This window comes from Rhodohalobacter sp. SW132, assembly GCF_003390325.1.
In the GTDB taxonomy this organism is placed as follows: Bacteria; Bacteroidota; Rhodothermia; order Balneolales; family Balneolaceae; genus SW132.
Genome location: NZ_QUOK01000007.1, coordinates 20425 through 41348, shown reverse-complemented (window position 1 = coordinate 41348; position 20924 = coordinate 20425). Strand labels below are relative to the sequence as shown.

The following is a 20924-nucleotide window of genomic DNA, read 5'->3' as shown; positions in this document are numbered from 1 at the left end:
GGCTATAGTGAGATTCGAATAGCTGAAAGAATCATCCAGCTTTCACCCATTTGCGGGCCGTTCAAATTCTGGTAGATTGGCGCACCGGCTTCAACTCCAAAGGTGCCGCTCACTGGAAGAACAGAACCCAATTGCAGATTAAGTCCGCCCATTGCCCGGCTTCGGAGTCCGCCGTAGCAATACGGGTCTGCAGTGGCAATCATCGCTGGATTGATGTTGCTGTCCTGACCATGGATATGATCCTGCCAGGTTGAGTTCAGCCGGACCGTAGCCGTTAGCGGGAACGCAATCTGACGTCCTAACCAAACGGAATGCTCGGCACTGTTGCCGTGACGATACTGTTCGCTGTTATTTCCTAGCCGAATCAAACCGCCGACCTGCGAGCCGAATCCCCAGTTTCCGGCCTGACCGGAGTAGCTGATCAACCCGTGCAGATCCGTTGTTCCTGAACCCAGCTGCATTCCATAGCCCATACGCGATTCCATGCCCATATGGCCATCCGAAGCCACATCAATAGATCCTGTTGGAAGTATGATGCCACCGTTCAGGATCAGATTGTTTCCGTTTTTCCTGTAGAGTGGTGTGATGGCAGACAGTTTGATATCTCCCAGTCCGGCACTGTTCATGCTGCTTTGATGGTGTTGGTGTCCAGTATGAAAATGCCCCATCTCTTTTTGAAGAAACGGAACCATTGCCATCAGCGTAACCCGGTTACTCACCGCATACATTGCACCGATCATATGCATCTGCATAAACATATTATCAGGCGTCATTTCATAATTTCTATTCAGCTGTGTGGAATTTAATTCCGAACGGCCGTCATAGAGTCCGTCCATCTGCATACCCATGTACATGTAGGAAAACATCCAGCTTCCTTTGCTGTGCACGTGATCACCCATAATTCCCGCCGGTGAAGCTACCTGGTGAGATGTGTGCATGCTTACATGTTCAGTTTCGCAGTGCTCGTGATGATCGGCATGCTGCGCCTGAACCACTTTGGCACTAAAACAACCTGTGATGATAAACAGCAGCGATAGTAAGATTGTGATTCTGAGTTTCATGGTTTTCTCCAAATAAAATTAGTGCGTATGCTGGCTGTTACCGTTGCCGGTCAGCCATTCGGATCGTACAATTTCTTTCACCTCGTTCCAGCCCACGATTTCTCCCCGGTATTCCTGCAGAAATTCTTCAGCCGTTTCCCGGTCGGGAAAAGCTGAGAGATATAGGCCCATCGGGCTTCGCAGGGTTTCACTGTGGAGAAAAAAGGCGTCTTCGGCCTGCAGCCATTCATCAGGGTTGGTAAAGTTGGGAACCCACTGAGAGTGGAAGTTATCTGAGTCTTCAGCCGTCAGTGCGTAGGCCGCCATGCATTCAATGGAGTCGAATTTGAAAGCGCGCCCCTGATTGTTGAGGATTTGCGATGCAAACTGCGGTTCGGTAATCATCATGCGGCAGTAGTCACCCTGGTCGCTTCCGAACTGAATCGGCTGCGGTTCGGGTTCGCATGCTGTGAGCACGATCAGCAGCATTGCTAAAAGTGTTGTTATTTTAAATTTACCCTTCATTGTTGATCCGTTTGACTCACCCCTTACTCACCCCCTGCCCCCTCTCTACAGGTAGAGAGGGGGGACTCTTTAAGGAGTTTTGGGGTTGATTATGGTTTTGTGATTAAAAGTCCCCCTTTGAAGGGGGACGAGCAGACGCGTGCAGCGTATGCTCTGGGGGATGTTACTGAACGTTGATCTGATTATGATTTAATCAAAGGTTTGCAACCCTCACTAACACACCCCTGTCACGCCGTCGGCGTGACTGTCCCCTCTCGAGAGGGGATTGACACCCCCCGGCTTCGCCGTACTCACCTCGAGGGGAGAGTTTAATCATCACTCACGAGCATCGGCGGCGGGGAGATCCCATTCCTCGCTGACCAGCTCCAGTACTTCTTCCCAGCTGTAAAATGTGCCGGGATATGCGTCATAGATATAGTTTTTCATCCTTTCGTTGGATGCATCCACAGGCGTCAGGAACAGTCCGTTCGGGCTGGGCTGAAGGCTGCTTTGCAGGTATACAAGTTCATAAACGGGCAGGTATTGCTGGCCATGGGCGAAATCTACAATTTCGATCGATTTGACCTGATCGCGATTTTCCATCTCCAGGTAGTACCCTGCGGTGGCTTCGGCTGACATGAATTTCAGGGCCTCTCCCTCATTCATTATCATCCGTCCGCCAAACCGTACCCGTTCAATCGGCTTGTTGGTGTAAGCGCAGATATCCTCACCATAATCAATATCAAGGTGATTGGTGTATGTGAATACATTGTTGTTGGTCTCTGTCTGCTCACTGCATCCCGCTGCAACAAGCAGAAGGAGAATAAGCATAGCTGATAGTTTACTCTTCATTGTGTTGATCCGTTATTTTTTGAATTTTTCAATCCAGACAACTCCTGCGGCCAGCACCATAGAAAGGCCAATGAAAATCGACCCGGTGTAGGGCCAGGAGCAGGCGTTGATATTTAAAAGTTGTTTACATCCAAGAAGTGGCGGTTGATAGCTCATGCCCGGCACTTTAATCGGTGCATCAGGACTCAGATTATGGCCATATTCATGTCCCCACATGTAAAAATCGACCAGTCCTACTATACCCAGAAGCACCATCAACACAAGCCATGTAATTACCAGCTTTATATTTCCAACTGCGGCGGCCAGCAGGCCAAACGCAATCAGGAAGCCTATAACCCAAGGCATGATCTCGAACTCCCAGAAATCTTCTTTATGAATTTCCGCCATCCCGATATAATGGTTTAGTGTGTTGATACTCTGCAGGTCGTGCCGGTTGTGTCCGGTTACGTCATCTATGTGAATGTGCATACCGATCCCTTCCGGGTATTGCGGAGCCGACATGTTGATCGTCCAAAATGGCTGGTAATAGAGTCCGATGAGCATCAGAGCGCCCAAAGCCATCATTATTTTTGATTGAATTTTCATGGTTTAATTTCCTATATGTGAAACTGGATTTTTTTTGATGATGGGGTTGAATGGTCCCCTCTTGAGAGTGGAATTTTAGTCCCCCTTCGAAGGGGGAAGTGAGCGGAGCGAACAGGGGGATGAACACCCCTCCCGGCTTCGCCGTACTCCCCTCGAGGGGAGACTAAACCCCATCATCAAAAAAAAGAACAGTTAAAAATTCCCGGATCCGGAGTTGAGGCCGGATCCGGGATTGGGATCAAACACCCGGCATTGCTACCGGATGAAGGGTAAACCCGTGTCTATTAATTGGTACCTGTTCGCCAGGTTAATTCCACATCCGAATCAGCTGCAGATACTCTCACGTATCCCTGCATCTCCTGGTGGAGGGCAGAGCAGAAAGCGGTGCAGTAGAACGGATAGATTCCGGTTCGGGTCGGCTCCCATTTCAGGGTTTTAGTCTGACCCGGTGCTACGAGAATCTCAGCGTTGTTGGCTCCTTTAATTCCGATTCCGTGTACCACATCCCACTCCTGCTCAAGGTTTGTGAGGTGGAAGTAAACGGTGTCACCCACACGAATTCCCTCGATGTTGTCAGGGCGGAAGTGACTTCTTACAGATCCCATATAGACCCGCACTACATCACCATCACGCTCAATACGGTTGTCCGCAATTCTTCGAAGCGCATGCGGGTGATCGTTATCTTCCATTTCGTAGATTTGTGCTACATTATCTTTAATTAAATCTGCATGGATCGCCTGCGCGTAGTGAGGCTCGCCAATCGTCGGGAAGTCGAGCAGAAGCTCCATTCTGTCGCCGGAGATATCATACAGCTGCGCCGGGTGATTTTGCTTCGGTCCTGTTGGCAGATAGCGATCTTTCGCGGTCTTGGTCAGACCAATCATGTAGCGCGCATCCGGATTTTTAGTGTCGCCGCCGGTAATCATCAGGTGACCGATGGAATAGTAGGCGTCAATTCTGTCCACTACTTCGAATGTATCAAGCGACCATTTCACAATCTCGGAAGAGATATATACGGAGGTGTAAGCATATCCGCGGCCATCAAACTCGGTGTGAAGCGGTCCGAGACCCGGATTTTCTACTTCACCTACGATTGTTGCATCGTAGTCGAGGATGGGAATATTTTCCACGTGACCATCAAACCGCTCGTTTTCAATCGCATCAATCATTTGAGAGAAAGAGTGAACCGGGATGACTGTCGCAAGTTTACCACCAGCAACGATATATTCACCGGTTGGATCAATATCCACACCATGAGGTGATTTAGGAGTCGGCAGGAAGTAGATGAAATCCTGTCCATCTTCCGGTGTCAAAACAGTAACCTGGTTTTTAACATCATTGATAGCGATTCCCTGGTTGCCCTCGTAATAGTTGTGATAGTACTCGGCATCCATCGTTTCACCGGCGCCATTGCGAACCAACTCAGCTGCTTTTCTCCAGTTTACGGCCGCGATGTAATCTTTATCATACCGTGAAGCGTTCACTTCAAGCATGGTGTGGGCTTCTTCTGTGTTGTAGGTGGTAAAGAACACCCAGTCACCAGATGGGCCTTTTCCTGCACGTCCAAGGTCATAGTTATATGGAGGTACAAGAATCTGGAAATCCATATTCATCATTCCGGTCTCCGGATCGAGTTCGATAAAGGAAAGCGCTCCCCTGAACTCATCGCTGTAGCTATCGATCGGCACATCCAGATCCATTTCATACGGAATGCTGAAACGGGTAGCTCCGATTACGTACTCTGAATTTTCAGTTACGAAGGAAGATGCGTGGTTACCACCCGTATTTGGCAGCTCCAGGATCTCTTTGGTTTCAAATGTTTTCAGATCAATCCGTGCAATACGTGGTGTATTATTGGCATTGATGTAGATCCAGCGTCCATCGGCATTCCCATCGGTTTGGGAAATATGAGGATGGTGGGAATCATCCCAGGGGATAAATCCGTAGCTGGTTTGCAGGAGAGGCTTGGTCTCTTCTGAGTAGCCATAACCGGTTTCAGGATCCTGTGAAAATACCGGTATTACTTTTAGAAAGCGCGATGAAGGCAATCCCCACACGCTTAACTGGCCGCTGTAGCCACCGGAGAAAAAGCCGTAGTATTCGTCATGCTCACCTGGAGCCACGTACACTTTTTGTGCAGCATCACCGCTGTCCATCACACGTTGTTGCGAGGGACATCCGGCAAAGATGAGGCCGGCAACTGCAATCAGGCCAACGCCCACCAATAAGCTGCGTAGTTTGTTTGATTTTTGATTCTTCATTGTTCTGTTGTTTGTAGGTTTGGTATTGTATCAGTTGTTTTTGTTGTAATCTCTGAGGAACTCCACAATCGCTCTTGCCTCATCTTCTTTCACGTTTTGATAGGGCATGGCGGTCATATACTCCTGCAGCAGTCGCTGACCTTCCGGGTGCTCGCGCACCATACCGGATGGGTTTAGGATAAAGTTCATCACGAACTCGGGGCTGCGCCGCTCCATTACATCACCAAGTTCAGGCCCAACCATCCGCCCTTCCATGTTGTGACACATTTCGCATTTCATTTCGTAGATGTTGCGACCTTTTGTTACCAATTCACCATCAATGTCATCGCCAACATCCACTCGTTCGGTGATGGGTCCAACGCCGTGCTCGAGTTCAAAATCAGTAAGTCCCTGTTCTTCGGTTTCGGCTGCAGCTCCGGTCCTGTCTGTGCTCTCACCGTTATTTCCACAAGCAAATAAAATGAGAGATGCCGCTAATAGGGGGAGTAATATTCTTAGTTTCATAACTTTTGTGTTTTCTATCTTATTTTTTACGATTAAAAGGTAGTGTTAGATTTAAAGCTTTTTGGTAGTCCGGGGCCTGTACCCTTTGTAAGAAAATGCCTTACAATGGTTTATAGATGGTGGTGTTTTTGCGTATTCAATAATTGTTAAGTAGTTGAAAATCATGATTTAAGAGTATTAAGTCTTATTTATGGGTAAAAAAATCAGTCCATATCTAATTTTTTGGCTTCCTGAAACAGCATATAAATATCATCATGATTACCGGCTAAATCAGCAAGACTTATGGTAGTCATCATGGTTAGAATGTTCTCTTTCAACCCTGACCATTGGCTATGCAATGGACAAGGCTTAAGTATACCACATCCGGGCAGACCAAGTGCACACTCATGAACAATGGAATCACCGTCTATCGATATCACTACATCCATAAAGGTAATTGCAGCAGCATTTTTAGCCAGCTTTACTCCACCATTCGGTCCCTTATAAGATATAAGTAGTTCAGACTTTGTCAGTTTCTGCAGCACCTTTGTCAAAAAATGGAATGAGATACCTAACTCATCACTCAATTCACGGATTGTCACATACTCCGTACCCTGTTTGGCAGCCAGCAGCACCGAAGCTCTCAATCCGTAAATACAAGTTTTTGACAGTAGCATCTTTTTTATATATAAGTTTTAAGAGTACTTTATCTTAAATTAAGCCCTTTTAACATTATTGTCAACTTTATTCGGTTTGATTGCTCCTGAAAATGATCAATAAAATCTTAATAAGCCGCTGACAATATTGTATTTACAAGACTAAATTATTTTGGAAAATATCTGCAAGCCGCATCCTCTGCTTTTCTACAGTGAGGCGCAGTGATTCCAGGTTTTCGCCTTCATACGCTTCACTTTCGGCAATCTCCATACAGAGATCCATCCCTTTTTCCAGGTTTTTCTGCATTCGAACCAGCTTTTTCCACTCTGCATCACCCGGATCAGTCAGCAATGATAGTTCACTGATGTAATCCACATACATGACAAGCTCCTTGGCAAACATATGCGGACGCTCTTCCGGTACGAGTGACTCTCCCCGGCCGTAGATGTGATTCACCATCTCATCCAGCGAATATTCGCGATTGAACCATGCGATGTTGGGACCCGGACAGATCGCCTGGCGGCCGTATGTAGGTTTCATGATTCCGAGTCGGATCAGCGAACCGGTCCCAAGGTTGGTACAGAGGCATGTTTTCTCCATAACTTTATTTTTCTGCCTCTCCTTCTCCTCTTCTGTATCAGCGCTCTCATCAATGGAATTTATTTTCAGTATCTGGTACTCGGCCGATGCTGTACAGATTGGATTCTCCGTAAATTCAGTATTTGACACCAGGAAGCCCTTGGGACATTTAGAACCCGGTTTCCCTTTTTTGATAAGTTCTTCCGTATGAATCGCTGACCCCGATCCCCGGATATTGTTAAACGGCACACCCAGCGGTGATACGCCACTCAGGTACAGATCCTTTTCTGCTGCATTGGCCAGAAGCTGTGATGTAAAATCATCAACACACGTAGCTTCCGGAACCAATAAAAAGGGACTCCCCCAGCCTGTTGCATCCATTCCATACTCTGTAAGCAGACGCTCCATTTCGCCGTTTGTTCCAATTCCTCCCTGCACAGTAATGCGGGGCGACTGCTGTTCATCACTCACTTCGGGGTACTCCCAGCCCTGCGCTTCATAGAAACTCTGAACCATTGGAAGAAACGTCTCCCTCAACTGATCCCGCTTTTCACGAAACTCCTCTAAAAGTACAGGAAGCAATGAACCATCCGAGGCAAACGCATGTCCTCCGCAATTCAGTCCTGATTCGATTCGGAATTCAGCCACTTCAATACCTTTTTTGGCAAGAAATTTCCCCTGTATCAGGGCGGATCGGAAATCACTGACTTTTAAAATAACCTTCTTCTTAATCTCGCCTGATGTGTCCCTGTAAAAATCTTTAAAATCAGAAATATAACTGTATAACCGGGGGTTAAAACCGGCCGAGAGTACAAGAGAGGATGACAGCGAACTGTTGGCATACCCCCGAAGAGCGGCACTTGCGTCGCTGTACTCACTGCTCAGAGGCTGATCATCTTTATCCGTACCCAGGGCATCCACTTTGGCCATAATATTCACGTCGATGGAACCCGGACGCATTTTGTTATTCAGATCTTCAATCAGACGCTCTCTCATCTCACGATCAGAAAGATGTTCGATAAACTGGTAAGCGCTCTTTAATGGATTGGAACCCGGTAATAGATTGAAATAGCGATCTTTTTCATTGCCTTCAAATAACGGTAACTCTTTGATTTCTTGAAACTTTCGGGTAACAATTTCATGTACCGTCTCAAGATAGGCTTTAATTCGTTCGGCACGCCCATCCACAGCTGACCTGGGTATATTTTTATATGCCAGATCAAATTCACTGCAATAATGTTTTCTGATTTTTTCGCAAAGCAGGTCATCCACTACAGATATCACGGAATGAATGCCCAGGTGAGCTACGCGAATGGGAGTATCAATAGAGTGCCCGGTTCCCATCACCGGAATATGAAATGTGTGTTGGTTTTGAAACATGGTATTTAATTAATCATAGTTTTTAAAACGGAATGAGAAAGATAGAGTGAAATTTTATAAAAGACAAAATACTCTTAAATATTTATATTGGCTTCACATTTTTATTCTTTCTTAAATGAAGTCACACCGGTGCCATTTCAGATATATACTTTGACAATGTGCCGTATCACCGATTATTTCAACTAAATACGTTATCCATGAAACAAACAGATGTAAAACAAAGCGATCTGGCTACCGAACGAATTGGCGACATAGTAGCTGGTAATTATCATGCAGCAGGAATTTTTAAAGAGTTTGGTATTGATTTTTGCTGCGGGGGCGGAATTACGCTTGAAAAGGCGTGCCGGACTAAAGGATTGGAAATTAAAGATGTGCTGGAAAAATTAATCCTTGTTGCACAGACCAATGAAAACCCGGACCAAAACTACAGCGCCTGGGAGCCCGGTTTTTTAATCGATCATATAGAAAAAACGCATCATAGATTTGTGCGAACCAAAACATCAGAAATTACCGGCTATGCCGAAAAAGTGGCCCGAGTACATGGTGAAAGGCATCCTGAAAATGTGAAGATCTACGAATTGTTTCTTGCTCTCTCACAGGAAATGCTCGACCACCTTGAATCTGAAGAACAGCGGGTGTTTCCCTTAATCCGGGAGATCTATGAAACCCGTATGCGGGGTGAGTCCGTTTCTGAAGAGATGAACCAATCACTCCGGAAGGAACTGGAGCAGATGGAATCGGAGCATGAAAATGCCGGAGATCTGATGAAGGAAATCAGGCAGCTGAGTAACAATTTCAATCCGCCAGAAGGAGCCTGCCGAACCTGGCAAATATTATATCAAAACCTGGCCGGATTTGAAGAAGACCTTCATAAACATGTTCATTTAGAGAACAATATCCTGTTCAAAAAAGCAGAGCAGCTTGTCTGAAGTGGTTTAGCGTGGTAGTTGAACCTAAAAGCTATAAACCTGAGTTCTTGAATTATGGATAAAAAAGTCCCCCTTAGAAAAGGGGGATTGAGGGGGATGTCCATCAGATCTGTGAAAAACCCGATGTACACCCCTCTAAATTTCACTACGCTTACGCTGCGTGTTTAAAAAATGAGTCCCTTTTTAGGGTAGACTTGATACTCAATAAATGAAATAGATTATCAATAGAACTCAAGTTATAAACAAAAAAAGGCAGTCCTGAAATAAATCAGAACTGCCTTTATATTTTTTCCGCGTTATAAGCGGATCCTTTCTTTACTTCAGATCAAAGCGGTCGAGGTTCATCACCTTATCCCACGCGTTGATGAAGTCTTGTATAAACTTCTCCTCTGCATCGGCACTTCCATATACTTCGGCAAGTGCGCGAAGCTCGGAATTTGAACCGAAAATAAGGTCAGCCCGAGTTGCAGTCCATTTGGCTTCGCCGGTGTCACGATCCCGCCCTTCAAACAGTTCCCTTTCTTCTGAAGTGGGTTTCCATTCGTAGCTAAGATCGAGAAGATTGAGGAAGAAATCGTTGGAAAGTGTTTCCGGTTTATCTGAAAAAACGCCATGCCGGGTTCCGTTGTAGTTGGTATCCAGCACTCTCATCCCGCCAATCAACACCGTCATTTCGGGTGCAGTCAGTGTCATCAGCTGAGCCTTATCGACCAGCAATTCTTCGAATGTAGCTTTACGCTTCGGGTTTGGTTTGAAATAGTTTCGGAATCCGTCGGCTTCCGGTTCCATCCATTCAAATGACTCGGCGTCTGTCTGATCTTCTGACGCATCGGTCCGTCCTGGAGTAAAAGGTACTGTGACAGCATGGCCTGCATCTTTGGCTGCTTTTTCGATTGCTGCACATCCGCCTAATACGATCAGGTCTGCAAGAGAAACTTTCTTATTTCCTGATTGAGCATTATTAAAATTTTCCCGGATACCGTCGAGGGTATTCAGTGTTTTAGATAACTGTCTCGGATTATTTACTTCCCAGTTTTTCTGAGGAGTCAGTCGAACCCGGGCACCATTCGCACCCCCGCGCTTGTCAGAGTCGCGATAGGTTGATGCGGACGCCCATGCTGCTGAAACCAGTTCAGAGACAGTGAGTCCGGAGTTAAGAATCTCACCTTTCAGTGAATCAATATCCTGTTCGTTCACCAGTTCATGATCTACTTCAGGAATTGGATCCTGCCAAATTAAATCCTCTTCGGGAACTTCCGGGCCAAGATATCGTGATTTCGGACCCATATCGCGATGAACGAGTTTAAACCATGCTCGTGCAAACGCATCGGCAAACTCATCAGGATTCTCTAAGAAACGGCGTGAAATTTTCTCGTACTCAGGATCTACTTTTAATGCAAGATCGGTTGTGAGCATCATTGGCGCGTTCCTCTTATCAGGATCGTGGGCATCCGGTACAGTTCCGTCTCCCGTACCATCTTTCGGCTCCCACTGCCATGCACCAGCCGGGCTTTTGGTCAGCTCCCAGTCGTACTTAAATAAGTTCTCAAAGAATCCCATATCCCATTGAGTTGGGTTTTCTGTCCAGGCGCCTTCAAGACCACTTGTGATGGTATCAGCTCCTTTACCAGTTCCATAACTGTTGGCCCAGCCAAGTCCCATCTGTTCCATTGGTGCGGCTTCAGGATCGGGACCGTTATGGTCTTCCGGTGCAGCGCCGTGCACTTTTCCGAAGGTATGGCCGCCGGCAATCAGCGCCACGGTTTCTTCATCATTCATGGCCATTCGTTTGAATGACTGTCGTATAAATTTTGCAGATTTTGCCGGATCTGGCTCTCCGTTGGGGCCTTCAGGATTTACATAAATCAGACCCATATGGTCCGCTGCCAGGCGTCCTTCCAGGTTTCCGTCATCATCATGCCGCTCATTTCCAAGCCATTCATGTTCCGGACCCCAGTTAATATCTTTTTCCGGCTCCCAGACATCTGCCCGGCCGCCGCCGAAACCAAATGTTTCAAAACCCATGGATTCCAGGGCTACGTTTCCAGTAAGAATCATCAGGTCGGCCCAGGAGAGTGCTTTTCCATACTTCTGTTTAATTGGCCATAAGAGCCGGCGCGCTTTATCGAGACTCACGTTATCTGGCCAGCTATTCAGTGGTGCATATCTCTGGTTTCCGGTGCTTGCCCCGCCGCGGCCGTCAGCTACACGATAGGTTCCGGCGCTGTGCCATGCCATTCGAATAAAAAGCCCGCCATAATGCCCCCAGTCTGCCGGCCACCATTCCTGTGAATCGGTCATTAACTCATGCAGATCCTTTTTTACCTCATACAAATCCAGTTTTTGAAACTCTTTTGAGTAGTCGAAATCTTCGCCCATTGGATTTGAAAGCGATGAATGCTGGCGGAGTATGTCTATATTTAATTTATTCGGCCACCAATCGTGGTTTTTTGTACCGCTTCCGGCTACTTCCCGGTAAGACCCGTTGCCGTTGTGGAATGGGCATTTGCTTTCGGATTTTTCTTGATTAGTTGAGGATTCGTTGCCTGTAGTTTGTTTATCTTGCCTGGTTGAGGATTCGTTGCCAGTGTTATTTTTTTCTGAAGTGTCCATATGCCGCTTTTTTTACGTTAAATTTTTTATCACCTATTTTCTATGGTGTAAACTTACCAAATCATTTACTCATATGAGTTCCGGAATAAATAGAAATATACTATTGCAATGATTTGAGAAGTTTATGTGATGGGTGTTGAGAGAATAGATTTACCCTTAAAGAAACTCAACCCTGATTGTGGCGGGCTCCAATCAGGGTTGAGTTTTTTTATATTTAAAATTACAATGGTAGGTTTGTGGGTTCCCATTAACCAATCTCTTTCAGATAATATGCTCTCAAAAAAATCTGTTAAACTCTCTTCCTGTCACGCTTCGTATTTTGAAAAAACCGCAAATGATGCCTCTGCAACCATTCTGATGGTGCATGGCAACTCATTGTCAAAAGAAACGTTTCTCCCTCAGCTTGAATCTGAACAGCTTGATCAATATCGCCTGATTGCAGTGGATTTACCGGGCAATGGAGATACTGAGGTAAATAGTAAAACTGATACATCCCGGTTTTCGATTAAAGGGATGGCTGACTTTATCAGTGAATTTGCCGGAAATGTGATTGATGAGGACCTTATTCTTATGGGGCATTCACTGGGCGGCCATCTGTGCATCCAGGCAGCTTCAGATATTGACGGTTTGAAGGGGTTCTTTTTAATGGGCACACCTCCGCTTACAACATCAGAAATGCCGGCAGCTCCTTTTAATGATCACCCAGCGATGGGTCTGCTTTTCAAAGATGAATTAACAAGAGAAGAGCTGGACATTCTTGCAGACTCCATGCATAACGGTTCGGCTGACGCTTCGAAAAAAATCAAAAATGCTTTTTCGAAAACAGATCCAACACTCAGAAGCAGCCTGGGGCAATCAGTTGCAACCGGTGATTATAAAGACGAATTACGGGAACTCGTCAGCATTGGAATTGCACCTGCACTGGTATTGGGTGAAAAGGATGAGCTGATCAATGCAGACTACGTGAAGGAAATTGCCGAATCAACCGGCTGGCAAAACAGCCCTCAAATTATTCCCGAAGCAGGGCATTGTGTTCAGCTTGAGGCCTCTGAAGCTGTTAATAGCTTACTTGCCGAATACATCTCTTTTGTTGATTCCAGGGAGAGTTAACCCGGTTTAAAGCCCATTTTTAAATACATATGCAATCAAACCGGCGGTATTGCTTACACCGGCTTTTCGCAGAATATTTCGCCGATGGGTATTTACCGTAACTTTGGCTATGAATAGTTTTTTTGCAATCTCATCACTGCTCAATCCCGCGGCAAGTTCATCGATAATCTCTTTTTCGCGTTTTGTGAAGTTAGGATTTGAGTTGGATTCCGGAGTTCCAAAATTAAATCCGGGAATTTCCGGCCCGCTCATCATCGCCTGAACTTCGCTGCTATTGGTTAGGTGAGTTACATCCGTATAAATCCCGAATGACGTGAGCATATTGTGATTGCCATCCCTTGTGAGCAAACCGGTTTGCCGCTGCACATTCACATAACTTCCGTTTTTATGCCTCATGCGATAGGTAAGATGAAAAACATGGTCAAGCAGCTTGATACCGGATTTACCCGATAAAGCATCTATTGCATCTGCAGTCAGATCTTTGACTGAGTCAAGGTCATCCGGGTGAATCCGATCATAAAAAAAGGAGAGATTTTTGATCTGCTGAGGCTCATATCCCAATACACGTTTTACACCGGATGATATATAAGGCATGGAAAGATCCTCCGTAAAGTAACTTGCAGCATAGACAAATTGATTCCCAATGGGTTTGAAACTCTTTATGCTTTCAAGGGCTCTGTCTATCTCTTTTTGAGGATCATGGACACTGAGTCGATTTTCCCGGAGATATTTCACATTCTGATGAATCCACTTCATGGGTAATTCAGATGATATTTATCAAGTATTTATGTGCCAACTTTGGTCAAAGTAACAATTTCCTAATTTATTTGTACGAGATAATCTAATACCATCAATTCGATAATAAATCAGGAGAATAGCAGGTGATACCATAGAACACCAATCTGTATTCTGAAGGCTCAGGGTTAAACAAAAAGAGAGAGGGTGTTCGCAAAAACACCACAAATATACTCATTTCTAAGTATTCACGAACGCGACCACTCCCCGATAATAGTCTAAATCCACGAAAATGGTTGGCTTACATCAGAAGACCAGAACAAATGTACAGTCTGCGATGGATTGCTTTAATCGAGTTTAGATACATACAGGGATGGGAAAATGATCCAATCCCCCATAAAGAAAACAGTAACTACGCACCCTATATAAAAACAATTACCATGAAACCACTTCATACTCTTACCATCATATTCATTCTGTTTCTCTCAGGAGCAGTCACTTTAAGCGCTCAAACCATACATGTGGTAAATAACACTCCCGGCTCACCGGGGGGCAGCAACGTATACACCTCCGTCGATGACGCTATAACAGCCGCCGTTGACGGAGATATTATTCACATCGTCCCCAGCCAGGAGAATTATGGCAGTTTTACAGTTGACAAGCAGCTCCAAATCTTCGGCATCGGGATCAATCCGGATAAGCAGGCGCCTATCCTGAGCAGGGTTAGTCAGATTACCATTGAAAATAATGCAAACGGAACAACCATTGAAGGGCTCTGGCTCAGCGGAATAACAATAAATAGTGATGTTGCGACTTCGAATCTGACGATCAGAAACAATCGGTTTGGTAGCAATATCAGGCAGAATGTAAGCAGTACAATAAATGGCCTGATTATTCAAAACAACTTATTTGAAGATAGTAGTTCAAATTCGGCAACTATAAATCTTCATACCGGAAATAGCACCTCAAATGTCATAATAACCAACAATATTTTTATTAGATCTTCACACTATGTTACTGCGGGAAATCAAACATTGATTTCTCATAACATGTTCATTGGAACTTCAAGCACCGACTCAGCTTTTGGCTCGCTAAATAACGCACAGGTTTTTAACAATATCTTTTATGGTATTCGTCCTAATAGCACAAGTACATCTGCTACACGCGTTCAATACACATCTTTCCAAAATAACCTTGTATTTGAAGGGGGTGAATTCCCCATCGGCGAGGATAATAATACCGGTTCCGGGAATCTGGAAAATGCAGATCCTCAGTTTGTGGATCTGGCTACAACAAACAGTACCTGGAATTTCACCTGGGACCCCACTCTCCAGACCGGCTCTCCTGCCATCGGTGCCGGTACCGACGGATCTGATCTCGGAATTTTTGGCGGCTCCGCATCCTTTGATCTTACCGGCGTGCCGCGTCCGCTCATCCAGACGCTCAATCTGCCTGCCATGATTGGCACCGATCAGGACCTTGATGTAACGATTCGCGCAAGAGGGAATTAGTTTTAATTCAACTCTCATTAAGACCTGTCAGGTTTCCGAAACCTGACAGGTCTCGTCTCAAAGCAATACCTCAGTCCAACATTTTAAATGTCACAATTCATAAAAAAGAGCTATCAAAATGAAAAACACAATAAAAATCACCCTAATCACACTCCTGTCACTGATTACCATAACTGGTAATGTCTATGCACAATCTGTGCACGTGGTGAATAATAATGCCGGGACACCAGGCGGCAGCAATGTATATGGTACGATTCAAGCGGCTGTAGATGCGGCCAGTGACGGGGATATTATTCATATTATCCCTGGAAGCACAACGTATGAGCGTGCCGATATCAACAAGAAAGTATCGCTTTACGGGGTCGGCTTTAATCCTGATAACGAAACCAGTGTACCTGCACGAATCGATGGCCTCAACTTCCAAAGCAACTCTGCCGGCAGCTCCGCAATGGGATTGTGGTTTACAGGTACCGTTCAAATTCATGAAGGCGCAGATCAACTTGTGTTCAGTAAAAATGTGTTCGACGACCGTGTTTTTACAGTTAATGATGACATTGTTGGCGGGTTGATTGTCCTAAACAATATTTGGCGTTCCAGTGTTGGTACATCGACGTTCGCACTGGATATTTATGACTCAGGAAGCGTACTAATATCCAACAACATTTTTACCCGCGGAAGTAATAGTACTTCATATTCGTCATTTATTCATGCTAATAACAACGCCGTAATTCGCAATAATCTCTTTATTAATGATACGGGGGGAAGTCCTTTTAAACTGGATGACGCTGTTGTGAGAAATAATATCTTCTACGGAAATGGTATCACTACGAGCACGAACTATGGTGCAAGAAACACGGTCTTTACCAACAATCTGCTTTTTGCACCGGCAAATGATCAGTTTCCAATAGGGGAGGAAGGCAATACAGGATCGGGTAATATTGAAGGCCAGGATCCCCAGTTCGTAAATCTCGAACAGACCCGATCGGCATGGGATTTTGCATGGAACCCTGACCTTGAAGCCGGCTCCCCGGCCATTGACGCCGGCAGCGATGGTACTGACATGGGAATCTCCGGAGGTTCAAACCCATTCGACATAACCGGTGTGCCCTTACCTCTTATCCAGCTATTAGATGTTCCCGCACTCATAGGACAGGATCAGAATCTTGACGTAACCATCCGCGCAAGAGGGAATTAATCACAAATCAGGAGAACATCATGAAATATTTATTACGATTTTCTGCACTCTTGCTCTGTGTGATATTTCTGCCGACACTCGGCCAGGCGAAGTCCGACATCACAGCTATGGAGTATTTCATCAACACCGATCCCGGCTATGGAAACGGAACATCCATAGCTATAACCAGCGGTTCGGAAATTGACCAAAACATCTCCATTACGACCGAATCGCTCAGCGCCGGTTTTCATACCCTTTTTATACGGGCTCAAAACAGTGATGGCGACTGGGGCCTGCCTGAAGCGCGGCCTTTTTATATTACGGATTCTCCATCCGCGGCTGAACCATCCCCCATCACACAAATGGAGTACTTTTTAAATGATGATCCGGGAACCGGCAGTGGAACACCGGTGAGCATCACGGAAGGTACTGACATCGATCTGCAGGATGTGGTGTCCACAGCGTCACTGGATGCAGGATTTCACACCCTCTTTGTTCGGGCTCAGAATGGGAGCGGAAGCTGGGGACTGCCCGAAGCGCGCCCTTTTTATATCACGGATGCTCCCTCAGCGGCTGAGCCATCCCCCATCACACAGATGGAGTACTTCTTCAATGATGATCCCGGAACCGGCAGTGGTACATCGGTAAGTATTACGGAAGGAACCGACATCGATCTGCAGGATGCACTGGCCACGGCGTCACTGGATGCAGGTTTCCATACCCTCTTTGTACGGGCTCAAAATGAGAGCGGAAGCTGGGGGCTTCCCGAAGCTCGGCCTTTTTACATCACCGATGCTCCCTCCGTGGCTGAGCCGTCCCCCATCACACAGATGGAGTACTTCTTCAATGATGATCCGGGAACCGGTAATGGAACCCCACTAAGCATTACGGAAGGAACTGAAATCGATCTGCAGGATGCGCTGGCAACGGCGTCACTGGATGCAGGTTTCCACACCCTTTTTATTCGGGCTCAGAATGGGAGCGGAAGCTGGGGACTGCCCGAAGCACGGCCTTTCTACATTACACCCGAAGGAGTTGTCGGGGAACCGGAACCGATCGCTTCACTCGAATATTTCTTCGGGGATGATCCCGGAACCGGGCAGGGAACGGCCATCCAGGTGAGTCCCGGGGTGGAGATCGATATCGAAACCCTTCTTCCAACATCCGGTTTTGAAGCCGGAAATTACAACCTGTCTGTGCGCGCCCGGAGTGAATCCGGCACCTGGGGTATTCCGAAAACAGAATCGTTTACAATTTCTGATGCGTTTCGTGATATCACCTTTTCGGTAGATATGTCCGTATATGAAAACGACCAAAAGTTCGATCCGGAGAGCGAAAACGTTTATATCAGGGCAGATTTCAATGGATTCGACCTTACACTCATGGAAGAATCTTCACCCGGAATCTATGAAGGGATTGCAGAAAATGTGTTCGGTGAAGAGGGCGATGAAATAGAATACAGATTCTACTACGCCCCACCCGGTGATGCCGAAAATGGTGTGTGGGAGGAAAACGTCGGGACTGGTACAGATGGAAGCCGATTGATTACGCTTCAGGAATCCGGTGCTGCAATAACGGCCGATACCGTATTCTTCAACAACCAGGTTCCGAATCACGTAGCTGAAATTCTGCTGCAATCTCCCGCCAGCGATACCGCATCGGTCAACCTCATGCCGGAATTCAGCTGGCAAATCAGTGAATCGGCTGAGGAGTATGAGTTCAGACTCGCCCTTGATGATGAGTTTACTCAAATCATCTCAGACTCAACGGGCATTTCGGTTGAAGGATCCGGGACCATAGATAATGAAGAGACAATCACTATTTCCCTGGCGGATGAGCTCGGGTTCTCCACGCAGTACTACTGGAAGGTTCGCGGATTGAATCAGTGGCAAACCGGTGAATGGAGCAGTACCTGGAGCTTTACGACCATCCCTGAACAGCCTGAGGTTGTAGAGCTATTTGCCCCCAATGATGGTACTGCAGATGTAGCGCCGGATACATCACTGATATGGTTTGCCGGCGAAGAGGTGAATCACTACCGTCTTCAGCTTTCAGAAAGCAACACGTTTGAAAACGTTGTACTTGATTCAACACTGGCCGATACCAGCCTCGCGGCAGATGGGCTAATCGATTTTGACTCCGCCTATCACTGGCGCGTAAAAGCTGTGAATGATGGCGGCGAAAGTGAGTGGAGCAACGTGTGGAATTTCAGCACGCTGCCGGCCCCGCCGGCACAGGTTGCACTATTAACTCCTGAAGATGGTGCTCCGGATATCGAAGTCAGCCCGGTGCTTAGCTGGGAGCCGTCTGACGATGCTCTGTCATACCGGCTGCAACTGTCGCTCACCCAATCATTTGAGGGCGATGACCTGGTAGCTGATACCTCCGGTGTAGAGGGAGCTGAACTTCTGGTTGGCGAGGATCTCGATTCAGGCACGGAGTATTTCTGGCGGGTGAATGCATCAAGCGGCGGCGGTATCGGAGAGTGGAGCGACGTCTGGTCATTCACTACCCGGATGGCTACATCCATTGAAGGGGAAGAGATCCCGGCAGAGTTTACACTTCGCCAGAACTACCCCAACCCGTTTAATCCCTCCACGCTTATTCGCTACGGCATACCTGAAGCGTCACCGATCAGGCTGGAGGTCTATAACATCATCGGGCAACGTGTTGCAATCCTCGTAGATGAACAGAAAACCGCCGGCTGGCACACGGTAAACTTTGACGCCTCTGCCCTGTCGAGCGGAATTTACCTCTATCGTATTCAGGCAGGTGGATTTACTGAGACCAGAAAACTGACGCTGATGAAGTAGACATCAACAGGTGGGCAGAAGACTTTTCTGTCTGCCTGAAACTGACTGGGTCCGGACACTGCAATATGTATGGAAGAATTCACTCCATAACCGGACAGTCTTATTACATAGTCTTTTTCAAACCGGATCAAAAATTTTAATTCTCTTAAACCACTGGAATAAAATGAAAAAAATATTCAACCACTTTTTTGTACTTACAGTGCTGGCATTCTGTATCAGTGACATTGCAGAGGCACAAAACGGATGGACACCAATTGGAATTCCTGGTGAAGGAACTGTTTATTCTATTGTTCCTCTTAATGATCGGCTGTACGTATCAGGCAGAATTATAACATACGATGAAGATGCAAACAAATCGCAGCCAATAGCCATTTACTCCTTGGATACGAACTCCTGGAGCCCTTTTTACAAAGACCTCTACAACGGAGTTAATTCGTCCTGGATCAAAGACTTACAGATACATGAAAATACCCTTTATATGGGGGGCGATTTTACTAACATTGTGCCGCCGGGCGACTCACCTCTTAGTAGTGATGGCTTTACTTCAAACCGATTTGCAGGAATCAATATAGATGATAATGAATGGTTAGATGTTGGGGTAAGTGAGTTGCGCTTATCGGCTATTAAAACTTTTGCGATATGGAATGAAGCCGTATTTACCGGAGCGTCTGTTGGAAACCGGCACTTTAATAATGAGAATGACACCTACATGGCTGCGGGTAACCTTGAGTCACGACAGTGGAGTGCGCTGGATCCCGGTATTGATAATACCCCAAGAGATCATTTAGTTGTTGATGATAAATTGTATATCGGTGGGCGTTTCTCAGAAATGGAGGAAGAACCTGCCGGAGGAATGATAGTATACGATCTGATAACCCAGGAATGGCAGCCCTTGATCACCTCCCTTAGATATGGATCGGTCCGGGGTTTTATTGAAGCCATGGCGGTACATGATGGTAATATATACGTAGGAGGTACCATACATGAATTAAATGACATTTCGGTAAGGGGTGTTGCGGTTTATAATATTGAAGATGAAACGTGGTCTACGCTGCCATTTAATATTTCTGGTACGGTTTCGGCTCTTCATATAGCGGATGGTATTTTATATATAGGAGGGTCATTCGACTCGATATTTACAGGAGAACATCCTGACATTATCAGGGAAAGGGGATCGCGTAATCTTGTTGCATATAGGATTTCTGATGGAGCCTATTCAAATCTCGGAGAGCTCGGAACGACAGGTAGTTCAAGTACTGTGTATGCCATTACATCACATGAAAACAGCTTATATGTTGGCGGGAGTTTTAATGAAATGGAAGGAGAGGAATCACACGGGTTGGCTTTGTTCGATTTAGATTATCTCGATTTCAAATTTTTAGGGGGAGAAGCCACATCTTCCGACATAAGGGATTCTGATCTACCTGATGAGATTGCCCTCACCCAAAACTATCCCAACCCTTTCAATCCAACTACAACAATAGAGTACGCCCTGCCAGAAAGAACCGATGTTCGTCTGGAAGTTTTCAACATGTTAGGCCAGCGAGTCGCCCTTCTGGCGGATGAACAAAAAACCGCCGGCTGGCACACGGTAAACTTTGACGCCTCTGCCCTGTCGAGCGGAATCTATCTCTATCGCATCCAGGCGGGTGGATTTACAGAGACTAGAAAGCTGACGCTGATGAAGTAGACGGCGAA

The 20924-nt window shown here is 46.2% G+C and carries 16 protein-coding genes; 6 read left to right on the top strand and 10 right to left on the bottom strand.

Annotation, left to right across the window (positions count from 1 at the left end; all coding sequences use genetic code 11):
• Positions 1-2: 2 nt before the first annotated feature.
• The 8 genes from DYD21_RS13510 to DYD21_RS13475 form a co-directional block, all read right to left on the bottom strand.
• Positions 3-1061: a transporter gene (locus DYD21_RS13510; RefSeq protein ID WP_116037532.1), complete on the bottom strand. Its 1059-nt coding sequence runs from the start codon at positions 1059-1061 to the stop codon at positions 3-5.
• A gap of 18 nt (positions 1062-1079) precedes the next feature.
• The gene (locus DYD21_RS13505; RefSeq protein WP_116037531.1) at positions 1080-1565 is read right to left on the bottom strand and encodes a nitrous oxide reductase accessory protein NosL; all 486 of its coding nucleotides are present in this window, start codon (positions 1563-1565) and stop codon (positions 1080-1082) included.
• Positions 1566-1880: 315 nt separating this feature from the next.
• Positions 1881-2396 (bottom strand): hypothetical protein, encoded by a 516-nt coding sequence (locus DYD21_RS13500; RefSeq protein WP_147303586.1) that lies wholly within the window; start codon positions 2394-2396, stop codon positions 1881-1883.
• 12 nt (positions 2397-2408) lie between these two features.
• A complete protein-coding gene (locus DYD21_RS13495; protein WP_116037529.1) occupies positions 2409-2981 on the bottom strand; it encodes a hypothetical protein in 573 nt (190 codons plus the stop codon).
• A 284-nt stretch (positions 2982-3265) separates the two neighbouring features.
• Positions 3266-5242 (bottom strand): Sec-dependent nitrous-oxide reductase, encoded by a 1977-nt coding sequence (gene nosZ / locus DYD21_RS13490; RefSeq protein WP_116037528.1) that lies wholly within the window; start codon positions 5240-5242, stop codon positions 3266-3268.
• A gap of 30 nt (positions 5243-5272) precedes the next feature.
• On the bottom strand, positions 5273-5746 hold the full coding sequence (locus DYD21_RS13485; protein WP_116037527.1) for a cytochrome c family protein: 474 nt from the start codon (positions 5744-5746) through the stop codon (positions 5273-5275).
• Positions 5747-5949: 203 nt separating this feature from the next.
• Positions 5950-6402: an Rrf2 family transcriptional regulator gene (locus DYD21_RS13480; protein WP_116037526.1), complete on the bottom strand. Its 453-nt coding sequence runs from the start codon at positions 6400-6402 to the stop codon at positions 5950-5952.
• A gap of 133 nt (positions 6403-6535) precedes the next feature.
• Entirely contained in the window at positions 6536-8341 is a 1806-nt protein-coding gene (locus DYD21_RS13475) for a hypothetical protein (protein WP_116037525.1), read from the bottom strand.
• Positions 8342-8538: 197 nt separating this feature from the next.
• Here DYD21_RS13475 and ric point away from each other — a divergent pair, with 197 nt between their 5' ends.
• The gene (gene ric / locus DYD21_RS13470) at positions 8539-9270 is read left to right on the top strand and encodes an iron-sulfur cluster repair di-iron protein (protein ID WP_116037524.1); all 732 of its coding nucleotides are present in this window, start codon (positions 8539-8541) and stop codon (positions 9268-9270) included.
• Positions 9271-9585: 315 nt separating this feature from the next.
• Here the strand turns inward: ric and katG are convergent, their stop codons facing one another.
• Positions 9586-11883, bottom strand: coding sequence for a catalase/peroxidase HPI (katG, locus tag DYD21_RS13465; protein WP_116037523.1), 2298 nt, complete (start codon positions 11881-11883; stop codon positions 9586-9588).
• Between the two features lie 270 nt (positions 11884-12153).
• On the opposite strand from katG, the gene DYD21_RS13460 reads away from it, so the two are divergent.
• Positions 12154-12993, top strand: a complete 840-nt coding sequence (locus DYD21_RS13460) for an alpha/beta fold hydrolase (protein WP_158607290.1) — start codon at positions 12154-12156, stop codon at positions 12991-12993.
• 6 nt (positions 12994-12999) lie between these two features.
• Here the strand turns inward: DYD21_RS13460 and DYD21_RS13455 are convergent, their stop codons facing one another.
• Positions 13000-13749: a LuxR C-terminal-related transcriptional regulator gene (locus DYD21_RS13455; RefSeq protein WP_116037521.1), complete on the bottom strand. Its 750-nt coding sequence runs from the start codon at positions 13747-13749 to the stop codon at positions 13000-13002.
• Positions 13750-14168: 419 nt separating this feature from the next.
• Here DYD21_RS13455 and DYD21_RS13450 point away from each other — a divergent pair, with 419 nt between their 5' ends.
• From DYD21_RS13450 to DYD21_RS13435, 4 genes are all read left to right on the top strand, one after another.
• Positions 14169-15239 (top strand): hypothetical protein, encoded by a 1071-nt coding sequence (locus DYD21_RS13450; RefSeq protein ID WP_147303584.1) that lies wholly within the window; start codon positions 14169-14171, stop codon positions 15237-15239.
• 118 nt (positions 15240-15357) lie between these two features.
• Entirely contained in the window at positions 15358-16434 is a 1077-nt protein-coding gene (locus DYD21_RS13445) for a hypothetical protein (RefSeq protein WP_116037519.1), read from the top strand.
• 20 nt (positions 16435-16454) lie between these two features.
• Positions 16455-19226 carry a T9SS type A sorting domain-containing protein gene (locus tag DYD21_RS13440; protein WP_116037518.1) on the top strand — a complete coding sequence of 924 codons (2772 nt, stop codon included), beginning with the start codon at positions 16455-16457 and terminating at the stop codon, positions 19224-19226.
• A gap of 163 nt (positions 19227-19389) precedes the next feature.
• The gene (locus DYD21_RS13435) at positions 19390-20916 is read left to right on the top strand and encodes a T9SS type A sorting domain-containing protein (RefSeq protein WP_116037517.1); all 1527 of its coding nucleotides are present in this window, start codon (positions 19390-19392) and stop codon (positions 20914-20916) included.
• Positions 20917-20924: the final 8 nt, after the last annotated feature.

Coding starts and splice junctions, on each gene's coding strand:
- DYD21_RS13510 (WP_116037532.1), bottom strand. CDS start 1,061: ATGAAACTCAGAATCACAATCTTACTATCGCTGCTGTTTATCATCACA.
- DYD21_RS13445 (WP_116037519.1), top strand. CDS start 15,358: ATGAAAAACACAATAAAAATCACCCTAATCACACTCCTGTCACTGATT.
- DYD21_RS13440 (WP_116037518.1), top strand. CDS start 16,455: ATGAAATATTTATTACGATTTTCTGCACTCTTGCTCTGTGTGATATTT.
- DYD21_RS13450 (WP_147303584.1), top strand. CDS start 14,169: ATGAAACCACTTCATACTCTTACCATCATATTCATTCTGTTTCTCTCA.
- DYD21_RS13435 (WP_116037517.1), top strand. CDS start 19,390: ATGAAAAAAATATTCAACCACTTTTTTGTACTTACAGTGCTGGCATTC.
- ric (WP_116037524.1), top strand. CDS start 8,539: ATGAAACAAACAGATGTAAAACAAAGCGATCTGGCTACCGAACGAATT.
- DYD21_RS13500 (WP_147303586.1), bottom strand. CDS start 2,396: ATGAAGAGTAAACTATCAGCTATGCTTATTCTCCTTCTGCTTGTTGCA.
- DYD21_RS13480 (WP_116037526.1), bottom strand. CDS start 6,402: ATGCTACTGTCAAAAACTTGTATTTACGGATTGAGAGCTTCGGTGCTG.
- DYD21_RS13455 (WP_116037521.1), bottom strand. CDS start 13,749: ATGAAGTGGATTCATCAGAATGTGAAATATCTCCGGGAAAATCGACTC.
- DYD21_RS13505 (WP_116037531.1), bottom strand. CDS start 1,565: ATGAAGGGTAAATTTAAAATAACAACACTTTTAGCAATGCTGCTGATC.
- DYD21_RS13460 (WP_158607290.1), top strand. CDS start 12,154: ATGCTCTCAAAAAAATCTGTTAAACTCTCTTCCTGTCACGCTTCGTAT.
- DYD21_RS13475 (WP_116037525.1), bottom strand. CDS start 8,341: ATGTTTCAAAACCAACACACATTTCATATTCCGGTGATGGGAACCGGG.
- nosZ (WP_116037528.1), bottom strand. CDS start 5,242: ATGAAGAATCAAAAATCAAACAAACTACGCAGCTTATTGGTGGGCGTT.
- DYD21_RS13495 (WP_116037529.1), bottom strand. CDS start 2,981: ATGAAAATTCAATCAAAAATAATGATGGCTTTGGGCGCTCTGATGCTC.
- katG (WP_116037523.1), bottom strand. CDS start 11,883: ATGGACACTTCAGAAAAAAATAACACTGGCAACGAATCCTCAACCAGG.
- DYD21_RS13485 (WP_116037527.1), bottom strand. CDS start 5,746: ATGAAACTAAGAATATTACTCCCCCTATTAGCGGCATCTCTCATTTTA.